The following is a 16,376-nucleotide window of genomic DNA, read 5'->3' on the forward strand; positions in this document are numbered from 1 at the left end:
CATGGACACCCGTCGCCTGTACGTCACTTGGCGCAGCCCTACGGGGTCGATCCTGCCGGTCGGCCTTCTTGAACAGCGATCGCAATCGCCCCGCTACCGGTTCGCGTACCTCAAGAGCGTGGAGTCGATCGACGGGTTCCCGCCGTTCCCTGGGCTGCCCGAGCTGCATCGGGGCTACGAGTCGGACGTCCTCTTCCCAGTCTTTCAGAACAGGGTGATGTCGCAGGAGCGCGAGGACTACCCGCGGTTCGTCCAGCAGCTCGACCTCTCCGTCGATGACGAGCCGTTCGTCGTTCTCGGGCGCAGTGGTGGCGCACGACAGACGGATCGGATCGAGGTCTTCCCGGAGCCCCTTCCCGTCGGTGGAGTGCTCGACTGTCCCTTCTTCGTGCGAGGCATTCGACACATGCCTGGTGCGAGTGACGTCGTCGCAGACCTTGGCATCGGTGCACACCTGGAGCTCGTGCTCGACGAGGAGAACGAGCACGACTCCAGGGCCCGACTGCTTGTGTGGGCGGGTGACCAGGCGATCGGATGGCTGCCCGGGTACCTGGTCTCCGTAGTCGACGAGCTGCAGCTCCTCGTCGGAGATCCCCGGGTTGTTGTCGCCCGGGTCAATCCGCCGTCGGCACCGTCGCACCTTCGCGTCCTGTGCAGGCTGCAATCGGCGTGGCCAGAGGGTTGGCGGCCATTCGCAGGGTCGGAGTACTCGCCGCTCGTACCTGTGGATTGATGCTCTAGGTGGACCCGTTCGCCCAGCTCCACCCCTCGCTGCAGCACCACATCGTCAACAGCCTCGGGTGGGCGCAGCTTCGGCCGTTGCAGAGCGCCGCGATCGAGCCGACCCTTGCCGGGCATCACAGCCTTCTGCTGGCCCCGACCGCTGGTGGCAAGACCGAGGCCGCCGTGTTCCCGGCACTTACCCGGATGGCGAGCGAGGGTTGGGCGCCGTTGAGCGTCCTCTACCTCTGTCCGTTGCGAGCGCTCGTCAACAACCTCGAGCCACGCCTCCGGGCGTATGCCTCCTACACGGGGCATCGGGTCGGTGCGTGGCACGGCGACGTCGGTCCGACCGCGCGCGCCCGGCTCGTGCAGGAGCCGCCTGATCTGCTCCTCACCACACCGGAGTCGCTGGAAGCGATCCTCATCTCTCGACGTGTCGACGAGCGGTGGCTGCTCGGCAACGTGCGTGCCGTCGTCGTCGACGAAGTTCATGCCTTCGCGGAGGCGGACCGTGGGTGGCACCTGCTGTCGGTGCTGGAACGGATCACCCATCTGGCAGGGCGCGAGGTCCAGCGGATCGGTCTGTCCGCCACCGTGGGCAACCCGAGCGAGCTCCTGAGCTGGCTGACCAGCACCTGCACCGCCCCGGCCGAGGTCGTCGCGCCGGCGGCCGAGGCCATCGCCGAACCGGAGGTGACCGTCGACTACGTGGGCGGGCTGCCCAACGCAGCGACGGTCATCAGTCGCCTCCACTCCGGTGAGAAGCGTCTGGTCTTCGTCGACAGTCGGGTTCGTGCCGAGAAGCTCACGCACGAGCTGCGGGCGCGCTCGGTGGAGACCTACGTGTCCCACGGCTCCCTAGGACGTGACGAGCGGCGACGCGCCGAGCAGGCGTTCGCCGAAGGCGACGACTGCGTCATCGTCGCCACAAGCGCGCTGGAGCTCGGCATCGACGTCGGCGACCTCGACCAGGTGCTCCAGATCGACGCACCGTCGTCGGTGGCCTCGTTCCTCCAGCGCATCGGACGCTCCGGCCGTCGCACAGGCACCAGTCGCAACATGACGTTCCTCACGACCACACCGGAAGCCATGTGGCAGGCCGCGGGGGTCCTCCACCTGTGGTCGACCGGCCACGTCGAACCGGTGCAGCCGCCGGCTTTCCCGGTGCACATCCTGAGCCAGCAGCTCCTCGCTCTGGTGCTCCAGGAGGGTGGCATCGGCCAGGAGACCTGGATCGAGTGGCTCGGCGCACCGTTCGTCCTCGGTCCAGACGTCGATGCAGTCTCCGGAAGCGTCATCGAGCACCTCCTGTCCACCGGCTACCTGCACGCGGACCAAGGGCTGCTCGGGCTCGGTCCCCGTGCCGAGAGCGACTACGGATACCGCAACTTCCTCGACCTCACGTCCGTCTTCACCTCCCCGCCTGTCTTCCGCGTCGTGGCGGGGCGCACCGAGGTCGGACAGGTCCACGACCTCGGCCTGTGGGCTGCCCTAACGGCGCGCGGCGGACGCCGTGTGCTGCTGCTCGCCGGCCGCAGCTGGAAGATCCTCGACGTCGACTGGCGTCGCCACGTGGTCCACGTGCAGGCGACCGAGGCGATGGGCGTCGTCTCCTATCGAGGAGCGAGTGCCCCCTTCTCCTACGAGCTCGCCCAGGCAATCGGCTCCGTGCTCGCGGGGATCGATCCGCCCGGGGTGGTGTCTCGGCGCGCACGTGACCAGCTGCGCGACGGCCGGGAGGGGTTCGTCACCCTGGATCCGTCATCCTCGACGCTGTTGCGCCGTACATCGTCCGGCAACGAGTGGTGGACATTCGCCGGCTCGCGAGCGAACGTCGAACTAGCTGCACGCATCCAGACGCTGCGTGGGGACAAGCGTCCGTTCGGGGAGCTGTCCATCGCCGTCGACGACGAGGTCGATGTTGCTGACCTCACGCGGTCAGTCGACCGAAGGACGGACGCGACAAACCTGTTGGAGCTGTCCGACGAGCTCGTGGACGGACTCAAGTTTGCTGATTCCTTGCCGCGGTGGCTCGCAGACACGATCGTGCTCGACCGGCTGGCGGACCCCCGAGCTGTGGAAGCGACATTGGAGAAGCCCGTCAGCGGTCTCACGGTCTAGGCCCAGGCCTGCTGAGAGCTCCTTCCTTGTGCGGCGGTCATTGGCAACGCAGGCGACTGCTCGGGAGGCCCCGCTCCCCCAACTGAGATGGAAGCCGCATTGGCCCGGTGGGCCGGCGGACAATGCCGTCAAGCCCAGAGTCGGATCGGCCAGACTTTGCACGTGGGCGATCAACTGGGTCTCTTCGCTGCTGGCGATGGCTCACGGCCGACTCGCGTCGGTGACGTCGACATCGCCTACCGCCCAGCGTCGACTGCGCTCGCGAAGGCCAGCGGGTTCATGGGTGACTACGACTTCACGTTGAACCCCTACATCGGCTGCGCCTACGGCTGTACCTACTGCTACGCCGCATCGTTCGCCCCGCCCGAGCGGCAGGACGATCGGTGGGGTGACTGGGTCGTCGTCAAGGAGAACGCGGTCCGCAAGCTGCGGAACATGCGCACCGACCTCGCCGGCAAGACCGTCTACATGAGCAGCGTCACCGACCCCTACCAGCTGATCGAGCGGCGCCTCGGACTCGTTCGAGAGCTCCTCGAGGTGCTGGCGGATCGCGAGGTCCGACTCGTCGTCCAGACTCGCAGTCCTCTCGTGACGCGCGACATCGACCTCTTCAAGCGGTTCGAACACATCCGGGTGAACATGACGGTGACGACCGACTCCGAGCGGGTGCGACGAGTCTTCGAGCCGCAGTGCACGCCCAACCGGGCGCGCCTCGCAGCGATCGGTGAGGTGGTCACTGCGGGCATACCGGCATCGCTCACGATGACCCCGCTGCTCCCGGTGGAGGACCCCGTCGCCTTCGGCCAGAACTTGCGGGCGACTGGGGTCACGAACTTCGTGGTCCAGCCGTTCCATCCCGACCGAGGACGGTTCACCGCCGGAACCCGAGGTCCTGCACTGAAGCTGATCGCGGAGCTCGGATGGGATCGCGGTGCCTACGAGCGGACTGTCGAGGCGTTACGGCGTGAGCTTCCCCAGCTCGCCGAAGGGCGCGGCGGATTCCGGCCCGCATGAGCTCAGGTTCGTCAGTCGATCGAGGGATCGACTGGCTTCGCAGCGTCCAGGGGGAAGTGGAGGCTGTCCTCGTCGAGGGGCTGAAGCTGATCGCAGCACATGACATGAAGAACGTGCCGGCGTACCACCGCGCCCAAGCCCAGCTCGAGCAGTATGAGCTCAGCGCCGGAGGCGATCTCTGCTACGACCGGCCCGGCACCGGCTTCGCGTATGCCGCCTGGTACCACCCACGCCGAGTCCACGAGCTGGTCCGACGCCTCCACCCTGTCGTCGGCGAGCTGCCAAGTGAGGCGACTGTGCTGGACCTCGGCGCCGGGACCGGAGCCGCGGCATGGGCCCTGGCGCTCGCCTTGCGGGCCAGAGAGATCGGGGGTGAAGCGCCTCGTCCCACTCCAGTGCGATTGGTTGCCCTCGACGCCAGTCCGTCGATGCTCGAGGCCGGCCAAATGCTCTGGCAAGCACTCACCGCGTGGGACCCGAGGTGTGCGGGGCTCGTCACGGTGGACTGGGTGCGGCGCGCATGGCTGGATCCACCCGATGGCGTAGAGGGCGGTTGGGTCATCGCCGGACACCTCTTCGACGCCAGCGACACCTTCGATGAGACCCGGCTGCAGTTCCGTCGCATGCTGGTCAGGGTCCGGCCCGATCGTGCCCTCATCGATGCACCTTGGGCGAAGGAGCAGGTGCTCCTCCACGCAGTGGCTGGGGCCAACGAAGCCGGGTGGGACACGCCGCCCAGTCCTCCGGCCACAACCGCGGAGCTGTGGGACGGCACCTTGGAGGGTGTACAGGGGGTGCGGTCGTCGCATCTCGTGGCGTCGGGGCTGTCTCGTCAGCGATTGGGCGCGGCGCCATCGTGGCTCAGCCCCTCGGTGGTGCGAGCAGATCTTGTGGCCGTCGGCGGCGGCCCCGGGAAACTGTTCACAGAGGGACCGATCGGGCTGGCACTCGATGACGACCAGGATCGTGCGTCTGCGCCACGCGACAACTTCGAGGTGCTCATCGGAGCGGCGGGTTCAGGTAAGAGCGTCGTGCTGGTGGAACGAGTCGCTCGGACGATCGAGCACGCGCTTCGCCGCGGCGAGGTCCCGTCCATTCTGGTCACAACCCGGAACGTGCCGATGGTCGACCAGCTCCACGGCTGGATCCTCGACCGTCTGGGCCGCCACAGCTTCGACGTCCGCACCCGATCCGATCGCGACGGCAGCCACGATGTCGCCATCGATGCGGCCGGGGTGCAGGCCAGGATCCGACTGCTCAACTGGGACAAGGTTCCAACGCGACTCTTCGGCTTGGGCTCCACCGGTCTGTCGGATCGCGATGCCATCACTACCCGAATCCACCAGCTCGAGGCGTCGGGCTGGACTCCTCTCGACGAGTATCCGGAGTATCTGCGAAACGTTGAATGGCTCGAAGCCGAACTGCGCCGCGTCATCTACGCCCAGCGACTGTGGAACAAGCAGCGGTACCTCGGTGCCGATCGGGTCGGACGGGTTCGACCTCTCCAGCCCCAGATCCGCGAGCTGGTCTGGCACGTACTCCGCAGCGAGACGATGCAGTCGAGCTACACCTACAAGTGGATCGAGGTCGCACGGACGGTGGCCGCCACACTGGAGACCGGCGAAGCGCTGGCCGATCCGGATGGTCGGCGCACCTTCACGCATGGCTTCATCGACGAGGTGCAGGACTTCACCGAGACGGACGTGCGGATCGCCGCGTCGATGGTGCCCGACGCGCAGCGCCTCTACTGCGTGGGAGACGGCGGGCAGGCGATGCTCCTCGCCTCGACCTTTGACGTGCCCGGCATCGTTCGAGGACGGCGCCGTGAGGTGACTCGGCTCAGTCACTCCTACCGCATGGGACGGCGTCTCGCCGAAGCTGTCCAACCACTGGCCCAGCACATCCTTGACGGATCGCCGCGGTCGCAGTCCAAGTGGGTGGGCGTGCCTGGCGGTACGCGGTCGGGGGTGCTCGGCTGTAGGCCGATCATCATCGAGGCCAGGCCGGCTGGCGCGGATGCGCTGGCTTCCGTCCTGCGCTCGTACGGGTCGCTCCTCTCGGGTCGGGCCGTGACCGTGACGATTGCGGAGGCTCCCGAAGGCTGCGCGCTGACGGCGACGGCGAGGAACGCTCTGCCGAGCGCGACAGTTCGACGCGAGACCATGGCACGCATCAAGGGCCTCGAACGGACGTGTGTGATCTGGCAGACCAGTCGACGATGGGCGCTCGACGAGAGTGCCGCCGAGTTCGTCCACACGGTCCTCACCCGGGCCACCGCGCTCGCGATCATCGTGGTCGACGAGGCGGAAACGCCCGACGACGTGCGGGACGCTCTCCGGTGCCTCCGGGCCGATCGACTGCTCTTCTGGGACGCATCATCGGAGCGGACGTGGATGAGGATGATCGGTGGGCCGCCGCCTCGGCGCCCGTTGTCGAGCGCGGCGGGCCGATCTGACATCGACGTCCCCATCGAGGGGGAGCGTCTATGACGCAGACTCCATCCGAAGACCTTCATGCGGCCACGCCGTCCAGCGACTCGGCAGTACTACTTCCTGGCTCGTGGCTCGGTCATCCGGAGGATCCGTTCGCAACGGCGCCCAGGCAGCATCGCTCGCCGGAGTCGGTTCGCCGCCGGGTCGACCGACTGGACGACCCGCACGCCGCGCCGCTGACGGAGTGGGTTGCGTCCATTCGCGAGCGCAAGGGTCCGGACAACCCATGTGCCGTGGTTCGACCCAGCCTCCGGGGGAACGCACAGCCGGGTCCTGCTGCTGCTCGAGGCGCCCGGTGGCAAGACGGTGTCGTCGGGATTCATCAGCCCCGACAACAACGACGGCAGCGCCGCACTCGTCTTCGAGCTTCGTGACGAGGCCGGACTCGCACGTGAGACGTGACCTACTGGAACATCGTTCCCTGGTACCTCGGCGATGGCAGGAAGATCGCCCCCGCCACCGACGCCGGCTACCGGGCATCGCAGGCCTACCTCCTCGAGCTCATGAACCTCCTGCCCTGACTGGAGGTCGTCGTCCTTGTCGGCAAGGCCGCCCAGAAGGCCTGGGCGATCGCCAAGCCTCCGCTTCCACGCTCCATCGCCGTGCTGAGGTGTCCCCACCCAAGTCCGCAGAACGTCAACACCCGGCCCGCAGCGAGGCAGGAGATCCTCGACGCCTTCGCTGACGCGGCGGCGCGGCTGGTGGCGTCGGACGCGAGTCGAACGACGTGCCCCTCCTGCGGCACCGGCGGGGTGCCGGAGACCTCGCACCTCGCGGGAGGGACCTACGTCTGTCCCCGCTGCTCGCGAACGTGGTCCGGGCCGGCCGCAGGGTGAGCCGCGAGTGTTGCCCTGGCCGCCCGTCGGAGGCCACAGCTCATCGCCCGGAGGTCTCGCGACGGACCTATGTCAGCTGGCGACGCAGCACCTTGAGGCGCGAGCGCACTGGACTGGGCGACATACCCATGAGGTTGAGCGGCGGATCAAGGCGCTTCAGTACGTCGTCCTCCAGCGCGGCGAGGCTTGACCGGTCCTTCCACCCGAACGTCGCGACCCGCAGGTGCGTGTGGATCCAGCTCGTCACTGCTCGGTTGCTCATCGCGTCAAGCTTGCCGGGCCGCTCGAGACGGAGGTCGAGGGGGATGAAGAGCACAGCAGAGAGCGTCTTGCGGAACGTGCTACTGGAGATGTTGCCGCGAAGGTGGTTTCCCCGGATTCGCGACTTCAGCGTGGCGGATCGCTCCACGCCCGCACGGCTCGAGCTCGCGCCCGCCTGGCCGCCGTAGATCAACCCGGGTAGCTCGGTGTCGAACACCGTGCCGAGCGCCCGACGACCCGCATCGTCTACCCACCACGAGTAGAGCCCGGGCAAGTCGACGTCGGCATGGCCTACAGGGAACGTCGACGCCGGTCGTGCGTTCTTCTCATCGCCGAGGTGCCCCACTGCGCTGTCGATGGCGGTCGGTGGGTCCATCACGTGATCACAGCATCTCGACGGCCAGCCCAGCACCACGGGAGCTGGTCCAGGCCTCGTCTAAGCCCCCGTCGAGGTAGGCGACGAGCGCCTCGCCGAGTGTCGCTGGGACGAGGCGCATCGCCCCGCCTCCCGAGAAGCGCGGAGCGACGATACGTGCAGTGATGCCGCACCGCTCCCATCGATGACGGCGGACGACGTTTGCGTACCTCGTCGTGCGACCGCAGAACGCGACGATCTCACGCAGGTCCAAGCTGCGGCACACCTCTACGAGCGCCCGTCCTAGGAGCCCCCGAGGCCAGTCAGACGGTGCGATGGCTCGGTCGTAGGTGCCGATCTCTTCGTGCGGATGGAGCACGCCGTACCCGCCCGAGAGGATGACGAGCGGCTGGCCGTCGTCCACGGCATGAGCGATCGCCGGGCCGGCTGTGGCGTAGAGCGCACCGCGATAGCGGTGGATCGCCGGCCTCGCGCTGGTCTCGTCGACCTGAGCGAGGAACGCAACGCGTCGTCGTGCCTCTGCCAGCTCATGGGCGAGCGGCGGTGGCACCAGTGCAGAGACAGCGGCTGACGACCCTCGCGGTGCCCCGCCCAACGCTTTCGTACCCGAGCACGGGATGACGACGAGGGTCGAGCGCGGCGGGGGAAGTGGCGAGGAGGGGGTTCGCGTCGCTGCCTGCGACCTCGATTGGTATCGCTGCTGCGTCGCCGCAGTTGCAGGTGGTTGGTCGGTCACCTGAGACACGTTCCCGGGGAAGTTCCCGATGCGACCATCGGCGCGCTCACGACGAACGATGTCGCCGCCGGTCGCCAGCCGATGACAGATCTGGTTGACCTGCTGATGGGGGTGGACGCCTGTGTGGATGCGGAGCTCGGCATCCGTCGCACCGGGATGACGCCGGATCGCCGCCAACAATCGCTCGGCGTTCGTCATGCAGGGCTCTCGAGGTCGGAGGCCGCCCATCCCGGCGGGTGTGCAACGCGCCTTTCGATGAAGGCGTCCACGTCGAACCCGTGATCGGAGAGCCGGCGCCGTGCCTCGGCTCGAGTGGCGAGGTCGAACAGCGTCTTGTACCAGGGGAGCAGCGCAGTGGCCTCGGCGGTCAGGGCGAGTCGTCCCGCTTCCCACAACGTCGTGAAGCCGTCGGAGCCGTTGCCCCGGCGCAGAAGCCGAAGTGTGGCTTCGGCCCCGCCCTGATCGGCGAGCATCTGCACGAACCGCGTGGGGTTGTAGCCGATATCCTGCTTCATCGTTTCCACGGCGTTCAACATCTCCCGATGGAAGTGGACCTCCGCCTCGCGGGCCATCGCGTCGAGAGTATCGGTGGCGTCGACCGCGCTGCTCTCGACCCTGCCCGACTACTGCATCTCTTCGGGACCCCAGATCTGCCACCTGAACCGCCCATCGAGGTCCGTCAGCTCCGCGACCACGATGATCCGCGGGCCGGACCCGTGGTAGCACCAGATCCCGGCCCCGACGTACGGGTCGTCAAGCGGGTCGCATGCCCATTCCGGACTGGATCCCAGCTGCTCGTCGGCGAGACGACGCAGCTCCGCTGAGACGCCGTCGATGATCTCCCGACCCGATGGCGGGGGAGGCGGAGGCGGTGGCGACGGCGGCGAGGGGATGGCATAGCCATCGGAGGTCCGCTCAGCTCGGGCTTCGGTCACGGTGCCGTCCGCGCAGCTCAGGTGGCAGTCGTTCAGCCACACCACGATGCCGCCGTCGCTGCTGATCTGTGCGTCCATGGCGTAGCGGGTCTCATCGCCTTGTCCAGCGAAGGCGAGGAGCGTCCAGTCGCCATCGACGTGTCCGAGTGCGGCCACTGCGATGCCGTTGCCGTAGTAGGTCGGGACGAGGAAGCGAAGGTCATTGCCGTCGCCGTCGGCGACGATGCGAGCGCCCTCGCCGTCTGGCACGGCGACGCTCTCGGCCTCAGCCTCCGCGGCTGTCTGTCCTTCGAGCTCGACCTGAGCCGCCACGCCCCACCCGGCGAGGGGGTCGAAGTCCCAGATCCGACTCGTGCCACCGGCCGCGCTGGCGGCCGTCGGTCGTTGACGGGGGCCCCACAGCGGATCTCTGCTCCAGGTCGAGTCGCTCAGTTCGGTCGCGACCAGCGTGTGCCACTCCCGTTGGGCGCGCGCCATGACCGCTTCTGGGTCCTCCGCGGTGGTCGTCGTGGTCGGTTCGGCGGTCGTCGATGTCGACGTCGGCGTGGCTTCGCTCGACGACGTCGGGCTGTCGCTGCTGCAGGCCGCTGCCACAACGACCATCGCGACGATGAAAGCGGCGAGGACGCCGCGAAGTTGCTTGTTGCCGTCTCCGCGGCGAGGTCGCGCGGTCTTCGACATCTGCATGGCCTTCCACTGGGCGGAATGGCGGTGGTTGACGCGTCGACGTGGTGATCTCACTCGCTGTCACCCACAGCCAGAATCGGCAGGACCACGACGGTCGTGAGCAGCCAGCACGCCGACACGACGATCGGATCGACGACGAACAGCCACAGGATCCCCGTGGCGAGGCCGCCGTCGGTCTCCCAGCCGATGATCGGCATGGTGCCGCCGACGAAAGCGACCACCGTCATCCACGTCGTGAGGACGACGGTGCCGATCCCGCTCAGCGTCGCGACGCCCTTGGCAGCGAGGGTCAGGCCGGTTCCGCTCACGACTCGGCCCACCAAACCCTTTCGTCGTCGAAGCTGAAGAGCGGCTCGACGAAGATGGCGCCCGATCCGAGGACCGAGGCCGGCATCCGCAGGCACAGGTTGCCCTCCACCGTGCCACCGGCCACGACGCTGGGCTGGTCCATCAGCTGGTCCGGCTCGACGGCCATGCAGTCGTGGTCCACGTAGATCCGCCCGTCGTTGCCGATGTAGCCGACCGACAGGTCCATGCCGGCGAAGCCTTCGCCGTCACCGCCGTAGGTGGCCCGCACCCGCACCAGCGCGTAGACCTCGCCATCGGCAGGCGGGTCGTTGAACTGGTTGGCTTCGAGCACCTGGGCCGTCGCATCCGAGGTGAACCCGACGACCGTGACCTCGTAGTCGCCGACCGGGGCGGTCTCGCCGATGGCCAACGGGGTACCCCGAGAGCCTCGCTCAGCTGAAGCGGCGGTGGTCGACGTGCTGGGGGCGGGCTTCTCCGTGGTGCTGCTCGGAGCCGTGTCGTCCGCCAGGTCGTCTTCGGTGGACGTCGACTCCGCGATCTCGCTGGTCGTGGTGAGGTCGCCGGCGGCGTCCGCATCGTCGGATTCGGTGCCGCCGGCGGCGACGCCCACGACGAGGCCAGCGACGAACGCCAGCGGGACGAGCACCCGCTTCTTGGAGAACCAGGACCGGGAGGTCGGCTCCGAGGGCGCGTCGGGGGAGGGGGAAGTGGTGGTCATCGGTTGCCCGCTTTCGCTCAGGCCGGACCCGTTTGGGGCACCGGCGATCTGTCGAGCGAACCGTAAGAACCGCCTGTGACAGTTACAGGCGTGTGATTTCAGGGCGCCTCGATCCACGCGCGATGGTCGACCGTGCCGCCCTCGGGCGCTCAGACCGACGACGAGTCTGCCGATCTACGGATCGTGGTCGACGAGGCCCGATTCACCCTCGATCGGCTGTCCATCCACAGAATGACCCGCAACAACCCGGAGGACCGAAGCGATGAGCACCGAGACACCCGGAGGGCGCGCCGAGCCGTCTCGTGCACTGACGCTGCTCGACAAGACGCTGTCGCTGCAGGCGCCGCTGACCGAACGTCACATCGAGCGACTCCGGCGGAGTCGCCCAGGCGCAACGCCGAGCGAGATCGTCCGCCGGCTCAACGGCCAGCTACGCGCCGCAACCATCTCTGCCGGGGCGGGCGTGGGCGCCGCCGCAGCGGCGCCAGGCGTGGGCACGGGCGCAGCGCTGGCGTTGACGGGCGGCGAGGCGGTCGCCTTCCTCAACGCCACGGTCCTCTACATCCTTGCCCGCGGCGAGGTCCACGGGGTCAAGGTCGAGGATGTCGAGCGACGCCGCACACTCGCGATGGCCATCATGCTCGGCGACGCGGGCGCCAAGGGGGTCGGCAAGGCCGCGGAACGTACGGGTCGACACTGGGCGAAGCACCTCGTGCGCGACATCCCTCAGGAGAGCATCAGGGCGATCAACAAGGTGCTCGGACATCACTTCGTGACGAAGTACGGCACCAAGCAGGGGATCATCGTCCTCGGCCGCGTCATCCCGTTCGGGATCGGAGCCGTGATCGGCGGTTCAGCGAACGCCGTGTTCAGCCAGGGCATCATCTCGGCGTCCAACCGAGCGTTCGGGAGTCCTCCGAACTCGTGGAGTGACCCGCAGTCAGATTCGAGCGTCGTCGAGACGCCTGCTGGTCCACAGCGGCCCTTCGACCCGGAGGATGAGGCGACTGATCCTCAACCGTGAGAAGGACAGGAGGCGCACGTCATGCAGCGAGTCTCACTCGATGAGGTCTGGAATCGGGTCGTCGCCCGTGCGGGGGAGACCTTCACGCAGGTACGAGGAGGCGAGTTCACCTATGAGGTCGACAGCAACCTGCTGCACCTTGATCGCACGAACCAAGCGATCTCCAGGTCCCAACTCGGCGAGGCGCTCGAGTTGGTGCCGCTGAAGAGCACCACCGTTGTCCAGCACCTTCGGGCGCCGTCATACCTCTACGCCATCCTGACGGACACGCGGATCCGCGAGGACGATTGGTAGCCGGATCCTGTTAGCTGATCCGTCCTGCTGTGACCACGTGCATGTCCGGTCGCCTCACTGCGCCGACCGATCGGCGGTCACGACAACCAACCAGCTCAGGAATGCGCCATCCACAGGACGATGTCCAGTCGGCGCAGCAGAGAGATGTGGTCCGGGGCCGCGGCGGTCACCCTCGAGATCTCCGTTCGCCGTTCGGGGTCTGCCAACACCTCCGTGAAGGCTGCCCAGTGAGAGCGCACGGGCGGAAGAGCGTCCCGGACGATGCGGTCGAAGATGGGAACGAGTCGAGGTCGCTTCGTGGCCAGCAACTTCGAGATCTTCGTTGTGCCCATGCCGTTGCCCTTCGCGGGCTCCGGCCAGCAGGCGGTACCGAGAAGGCTCCACAGCCGCCACAGGTCGCCGTCGGGAGCAAGGAGCTCGGGCCGATCCCAGAGGTCGGTGTTCGCCGGGACGTTGGCGAGCAAGGAGGAGACTCTGAGCTGTCCGGCTTCGCTCAGCAACCAGACCGCCACCTCGGCTGGAATGTTCACGCTCAGGGTGGAGACGGCGACGATGTCCGCTGCGGTGATCCGATTCGTGCGATCCCGGTCGGCCAGCACCTCGAACTTCGAGCCAGTGAACGGCTCGGTCGGATGGAAGTACCGCTGGATGTTGTTCTGAGCAACCGCTCCATCATCGGCGGTCACGATCGCCATGACGGCGTCGACGAACTGGCGATGTTCGTCGGTCATCGGAAGATCCGCCGGGCCAGGCGGCCGGTGGCCTTGCCGTAGATCCGGCGGCCGACGCGTCGACCGGCGCGTCCCTTGCGCACGGCGCTCACGTCGTTCCAGATCCGCAGCGCCTTGTAGATCGAGCTCTTGAGCGACACCCGTCCTCCGTTGCCTCGTCGTCCGAGACTCGGATCGGCTGTGGAGCTCCCGACCTGAGGAGCGCGCATACGACGCGCAGCCTCAACGACGCAGGACCGTCGCCACGACCGCGGGCCTGAGCAGCGCCGTCGGCCGGTCGACGAGGCCGGCCACCCGCATGAACGCCCGCGCCACCGACGGGTCGGTCGCCGCCGCGCGCTGCACCCGCGCGACGTAGCGGCCCATCACCGCGTCGGCCCGGGTGCGACGCCCCACCACGCCCGGCATCGCCAGGTCCGCGGCCGACGACATCCGCCACGCGTCCTCCACGACCCGCGCCACCGCCCGGGCTGCGGCGACCGTCGAACGGCCTCTCTCAACCAGCTCCCGCCGCAGCGTCCGCGCCTGGAGCGCCGCTACCGACATGCCCTGGCCGTAGAGCGGGTTGAGGCTGCACACCGCGTCGCCGACCGGCATCAGCCCGTGGGGCAGGTGGCGCATACGGTCGTAGCGGCGGCGCACCCCGGCGGGGAAGCGGAACCGCATCGGCTCGTCGACCGGCTCCCCGTCGGCCAGCGCGTCGGCGATGTCGGGGAACGGCAGGGTGCGGGCGAACGCCTCGAACCCGTCGGGGTCCGCCGGCGGTGCGTCGTCGCCGTAGCCGCCGAGCGTCGCCAGCCACACCCCGTCCTCGACCCGGCTCAGCCCACCGCCGCGCGGCGCCTCGGGCGTCGGCCCCTCGATGCACGCCAGCGCACCGTCGAGGACGTCCTCGTCGAGCCGGTACCGGCGGGTCGCGTAGGTGATGCCGACGACCACCTTCTCCTCGGCCGGCGCGCCGACGCCCATCTCGTCGAGCCACCGCGGCAGTTGGCTGCCACGCCCGGTCGCGTCGACGACCAGGTCGGCCGCGAGGGCCACCTCGTCGCCACCCTCGTCATCACCGCGCACGAGGACGCGGGCGCCGGTCACCCGACGACCGCCCTCGGCGACCTTCAGGCCGACGACCTCGGCCGGCGGGCCGAGCTCGACGTTGGGTCGCTCGGCGACCCGCCGGCGCACGGCGGCCTCGAGGCGGGGACGGGTCACGCTCACGAGGCTCAACCCGCCGTGATCGGCGACGAACCGGTGGCCCCCGAAGTACAGGCGGCTGTCGCCCAACGTGTCGCCGATCGGCGCGCCCTCGGCCGCCAGCTCGTCGGTGATCCCCGGCAGCATCTCCTCGAGCGCCAGGTGCCCGCCGGCGAGCAGGGCATGGGTGTGCCGGCCCTGGGGGACGCCCTTGCGGGGGTGCGGACCGTCGGGCACGGTGTCCCGCTCGATCACGGTGACCTGGTCGTACGCGTCGGCCAGCGCGTAGGCCGCGAGCAGCCCTCCCATGCTCCCGCCGAGCACGACCGCCCGGTCCCTGGCCGGCGTGGTGCCACGTCCTGCACGCATCGGATCTCCTCCCTCGGTGCCAGGAGACGAGAGCGGCGCAACGGGCCGATGATACGAAACCGCCCCCGGCCGCGCCGGTGACGAGGGACGGACCCCCGCCGCGTCGTCCTACGAGGCCACCGGCACGACGCAGGCCGACTCCGTGCGGAGTCGGGTGCGCAGCGCCCAGGCCAGCGCGGCGATCGCCGCCACCTGGAGGAGCGGCTGGACCGGTTCGAACCAGTTGAGCGCGCCCGACGTGCCCAGCGCGAGCAGCACGAGCTTGTTGCACACGGGGCACCCGACGGCGAAGAACGTGAGCATCCCCCCGGCGAGCCCGGTGCGGGTCGGACGGTCGAGCTCGTCCGCCTCGCCCTCGACGGGCGAGGCGACGTAGGTCGCGGCGAGCAGCCCGGCCAGCACGGCCGACACGAGCAGCGCCGGCCACGACCACCAGGTCGGTGGGATCTCGCGCCCGAAGACCGGCGTCGGGATCATCGCCGTCGGCACGCCGACGACCAGGACGTAGGCGACGGCGGTGGCCGCGGCGACGCCCCAGCGACGGCCGGTCCAGTAGGCGATCGTCATCGGGCGGACGGCTCGACCGAGCAGGCGCTCGGGGCGAACCGCGCGGGGAACGCCCTGGTCACGACGAACGTGACGGCGACGGCGACCAGTGCGGCGAGCGCACCCCAGCCGTCGCTCCCGGTGACGCTGGTGACCGACAGCCCGGCGATCCAGGCGGCGACGACGTAGCGGACGTATCCACACATACCCGCCACGGTATCGGAGGCACGCATGCGGTCCTCGACGCTCCGGCGAGCGACGGCTCAGATCTGGGCGAGGTCGTGGAGCGCCGGCGAGTCGACGATCCGGATCCAGCGCCGCCCCGTCTCGATGACCCCGTCGCGCCCCAGCCGGGCGAGGATGCGGCTGACGGTCTCGCTCGCCGTGCCGGTGAGACCGGCCAGGTCATCACGAGACAGTGGCAGGTCGAGCAGGATCCCGTCGCGGCGGCGGACCCCGACCCGGCCCTCGAGCATGGCCAGCGCGGCGGCCACCCGCTGCTCGCTGTCGGCGGCACCCAGGGCGTGGATGTGGCGGTGCGCCTGCTCCAACCGGCGGGCCATGACGCCGAGCCCGAGACGGGCGACCGACGGATGGCTGTCGAGGATCTCGCCGAAGGCCGCTTCGTCGAGGCCGAGCACGCACAGCGGGGTCAACGCCCACACCGAGTCCGGGTAGGTCTCGGCGCCGAGCAGGGGCAGCGTCCCGATGAAGTCCCCGGGACGGGCGACGTCGATGAGCACCTCGGTGCCGTCGAGCGCGGTGCGCACCACCTTGGCGGTGCCGGCGGCCACGACGAAGATGCGTCGGGCGGGCTCGCCGGCGTGCATGACCGCCGTCCCCGCCGCGTGGTCATGGACCGTGCAGCGGCGCTCGACGTCGTCCAACCCGGCCTCGTCGAGACCGGCGAAGAACGGGACGTGCGCCAGGGCGTGCCGGCGCACGTCGACCGTGCAGCTGGCGGCGTCGTGCACCGGCACGGAGAGCGGCGTACGTCGAGGACCCATCGCGCT

20 protein-coding genes are annotated in these 16,376 nt (G+C 69.0%); 8 read left to right on the forward strand and 12 right to left on the reverse strand.

The window, feature by feature from the left end; translation table 11 throughout:
- Position 1: 1 nt before the first annotated feature.
- From GH723_RS04205 to GH723_RS19015, 6 genes are all read left to right on the forward strand, one after another.
- Entirely contained in the window at positions 2-733 is a 732-nt protein-coding gene (locus GH723_RS04205) for a hypothetical protein (RefSeq protein WP_153758475.1), read from the forward strand.
- An 8-nt stretch (positions 734-741) separates the two neighbouring features.
- Positions 742-2,844, forward strand: coding sequence for a DEAD/DEAH box helicase (locus GH723_RS04210; RefSeq protein ID WP_153758476.1), 2,103 nt, complete (start codon positions 742-744; stop codon positions 2,842-2,844).
- Between the two features lie 162 nt (positions 2,845-3,006).
- Complete coding sequence (locus GH723_RS04215; protein ID WP_229023043.1) at positions 3,007-3,858, forward strand: SPL family radical SAM protein; 852 nt, start codon at positions 3,007-3,009, stop codon at positions 3,856-3,858.
- Between the two features lie 56 nt (positions 3,859-3,914).
- The gene (locus GH723_RS04220) at positions 3,915-6,347 is read left to right on the forward strand and encodes a P-loop NTPase family protein (RefSeq protein WP_153758478.1); all 2,433 of its coding nucleotides are present in this window, start codon (positions 3,915-3,917) and stop codon (positions 6,345-6,347) included.
- Between the two features lie 231 nt (positions 6,348-6,578).
- Positions 6,579-6,752 (forward strand): uracil-DNA glycosylase family protein, encoded by a 174-nt coding sequence (locus GH723_RS04225; RefSeq protein ID WP_153758479.1) that lies wholly within the window; start codon positions 6,579-6,581, stop codon positions 6,750-6,752.
- Positions 6,749-6,871, forward strand: coding sequence for a uracil-DNA glycosylase family protein (locus GH723_RS19015; protein WP_267471335.1), 123 nt, complete (start codon positions 6,749-6,751; stop codon positions 6,869-6,871). Before GH723_RS04225 ends, GH723_RS19015 begins: the two co-directional genes overlap by 4 nt.
- A 382-nt stretch (positions 6,872-7,253) precedes the next feature.
- Here the strand turns inward: GH723_RS19015 and GH723_RS04235 are convergent, their stop codons facing one another.
- From GH723_RS04235 to GH723_RS04260, 6 genes are read right to left on the reverse strand one after another with little or no spacing between them, the layout of a single operon-like run.
- Positions 7,254-7,823: a GIY-YIG nuclease family protein gene (locus GH723_RS04235; RefSeq protein ID WP_153758480.1), complete on the reverse strand. Its 570-nt coding sequence runs from the start codon at positions 7,821-7,823 to the stop codon at positions 7,254-7,256.
- A 7-nt stretch (positions 7,824-7,830) separates the two neighbouring features.
- A complete protein-coding gene (locus tag GH723_RS04240) occupies positions 7,831-8,757 on the reverse strand; it encodes a hypothetical protein (protein WP_153758481.1) in 927 nt (308 codons plus the stop codon).
- Positions 8,754-9,131: a hypothetical protein gene (locus GH723_RS04245; RefSeq protein ID WP_153758482.1), complete on the reverse strand. Its 378-nt coding sequence runs from the start codon at positions 9,129-9,131 to the stop codon at positions 8,754-8,756. The genes GH723_RS04240 and GH723_RS04245 overlap by 4 nt, the downstream gene beginning before the upstream one ends.
- A 51-nt stretch (positions 9,132-9,182) precedes the next feature.
- Positions 9,183-10,181: a hypothetical protein gene (locus GH723_RS04250; RefSeq protein WP_229023045.1), complete on the reverse strand. Its 999-nt coding sequence runs from the start codon at positions 10,179-10,181 to the stop codon at positions 9,183-9,185.
- A 50-nt stretch (positions 10,182-10,231) separates the two neighbouring features.
- Positions 10,232-10,489 (reverse strand): hypothetical protein, encoded by a 258-nt coding sequence (locus GH723_RS04255; protein ID WP_153758484.1) that lies wholly within the window; start codon positions 10,487-10,489, stop codon positions 10,232-10,234.
- The gene (locus GH723_RS04260; protein WP_153758485.1) at positions 10,486-11,208 is read right to left on the reverse strand and encodes a hypothetical protein; all 723 of its coding nucleotides are present in this window, start codon (positions 11,206-11,208) and stop codon (positions 10,486-10,488) included. The genes GH723_RS04255 and GH723_RS04260 overlap by 4 nt, the downstream gene beginning before the upstream one ends.
- A 262-nt stretch (positions 11,209-11,470) precedes the next feature.
- Between GH723_RS04260 and GH723_RS04265 the strand changes: the two genes are divergently transcribed.
- Both GH723_RS04265 and GH723_RS04270 read left to right on the forward strand, forming a co-directional pair.
- Positions 11,471-12,232, forward strand: coding sequence for a hypothetical protein (locus tag GH723_RS04265; protein ID WP_195210516.1), 762 nt, complete (start codon positions 11,471-11,473; stop codon positions 12,230-12,232).
- A 21-nt stretch (positions 12,233-12,253) separates the two neighbouring features.
- Positions 12,254-12,526, forward strand: a complete 273-nt coding sequence (locus GH723_RS04270) for a hypothetical protein (protein ID WP_153758486.1) — start codon at positions 12,254-12,256, stop codon at positions 12,524-12,526.
- Positions 12,527-12,621: 95 nt separating this feature from the next.
- Here the strand turns inward: GH723_RS04270 and GH723_RS04275 are convergent, their stop codons facing one another.
- The 6 genes from GH723_RS04275 to GH723_RS04295 all read right to left on the reverse strand — a co-directional run bounded on the left by GH723_RS04275 (position 12,622) and on the right by GH723_RS04295 (position 16,370).
- The gene (locus GH723_RS04275) at positions 12,622-13,257 is read right to left on the reverse strand and encodes a DUF6308 family protein (RefSeq protein WP_153758487.1); all 636 of its coding nucleotides are present in this window, start codon (positions 13,255-13,257) and stop codon (positions 12,622-12,624) included.
- Complete coding sequence (locus GH723_RS18430) at positions 13,254-13,397, reverse strand: hypothetical protein (protein WP_195210517.1); 144 nt, start codon at positions 13,395-13,397, stop codon at positions 13,254-13,256. Before GH723_RS18430 ends, GH723_RS04275 begins: the two co-directional genes overlap by 4 nt.
- A gap of 82 nt (positions 13,398-13,479) precedes the next feature.
- Complete coding sequence (locus GH723_RS04280) at positions 13,480-14,817, reverse strand: FAD-dependent oxidoreductase (RefSeq protein WP_153758488.1); 1,338 nt, start codon at positions 14,815-14,817, stop codon at positions 13,480-13,482.
- 108 nt (positions 14,818-14,925) lie between these two features.
- On the reverse strand, positions 14,926-15,384 hold the full coding sequence (locus GH723_RS04285) for a hypothetical protein (protein WP_153758489.1): 459 nt from the start codon (positions 15,382-15,384) through the stop codon (positions 14,926-14,928).
- Entirely contained in the window at positions 15,381-15,569 is a 189-nt protein-coding gene (locus GH723_RS04290) for a hypothetical protein (RefSeq protein WP_153758490.1), read from the reverse strand. The genes GH723_RS04285 and GH723_RS04290 overlap by 4 nt, the downstream gene beginning before the upstream one ends.
- A gap of 57 nt (positions 15,570-15,626) precedes the next feature.
- On the reverse strand, positions 15,627-16,370 hold the full coding sequence (locus tag GH723_RS04295; RefSeq protein WP_153758491.1) for a Crp/Fnr family transcriptional regulator: 744 nt from the start codon (positions 16,368-16,370) through the stop codon (positions 15,627-15,629).
- Between the last annotated feature and the right edge of the window lie 6 nt (positions 16,371-16,376).

The organism is Actinomarinicola tropica (assembly GCF_009650215.1).
In the GTDB taxonomy this organism is placed as follows: domain Bacteria; phylum Actinomycetota; class Acidimicrobiia; order Acidimicrobiales; family SKKL01; genus Actinomarinicola; species Actinomarinicola tropica.

What these genes read in the sequence shown, in the direction of transcription:
- GH723_RS04235 (WP_153758480.1), bottom strand. Translation starts at nt 7,823, where the DNA reads ATGGACCCACCGACCGCCATCGACAGCGCAGTGGGGCACCTCGGCGAT.
- GH723_RS04240 (WP_153758481.1), bottom strand. Translation starts at nt 8,757, where the DNA reads ATGACGAACGCCGAGCGATTGTTGGCGGCGATCCGGCGTCATCCCGGT.
- GH723_RS04270 (WP_153758486.1), top strand. Translation starts at nt 12,254, where the DNA reads ATGCAGCGAGTCTCACTCGATGAGGTCTGGAATCGGGTCGTCGCCCGT.
- GH723_RS04250 (WP_229023045.1), bottom strand. Translation starts at nt 10,181, where the DNA reads ATGCAGATGTCGAAGACCGCGCGACCTCGCCGCGGAGACGGCAACAAG.
- GH723_RS04290 (WP_153758490.1), bottom strand. Translation starts at nt 15,569, where the DNA reads ATGTGTGGATACGTCCGCTACGTCGTCGCCGCCTGGATCGCCGGGCTG.
- GH723_RS04280 (WP_153758488.1), bottom strand. Translation starts at nt 14,817, where the DNA reads ATGCGTGCAGGACGTGGCACCACGCCGGCCAGGGACCGGGCGGTCGTG.
- GH723_RS04265 (WP_195210516.1), top strand. Translation starts at nt 11,471, where the DNA reads ATGAGCACCGAGACACCCGGAGGGCGCGCCGAGCCGTCTCGTGCACTG.
- GH723_RS04260 (WP_153758485.1), bottom strand. Translation starts at nt 11,208, where the DNA reads ATGACCACCACTTCCCCCTCCCCCGACGCGCCCTCGGAGCCGACCTCC.
- GH723_RS04275 (WP_153758487.1), bottom strand. Translation starts at nt 13,257, where the DNA reads ATGACCGACGAACATCGCCAGTTCGTCGACGCCGTCATGGCGATCGTG.
- GH723_RS04295 (WP_153758491.1), bottom strand. Translation starts at nt 16,370, where the DNA reads ATGGGTCCTCGACGTACGCCGCTCTCCGTGCCGGTGCACGACGCCGCC.
- GH723_RS04205 (WP_153758475.1), top strand. Translation starts at nt 2, where the DNA reads ATGGACACCCGTCGCCTGTACGTCACTTGGCGCAGCCCTACGGGGTCG.
- GH723_RS04245 (WP_153758482.1), bottom strand. Translation starts at nt 9,131, where the DNA reads ATGGCCCGCGAGGCGGAGGTCCACTTCCATCGGGAGATGTTGAACGCC.
- GH723_RS04285 (WP_153758489.1), bottom strand. Translation starts at nt 15,384, where the DNA reads ATGACGATCGCCTACTGGACCGGCCGTCGCTGGGGCGTCGCCGCGGCC.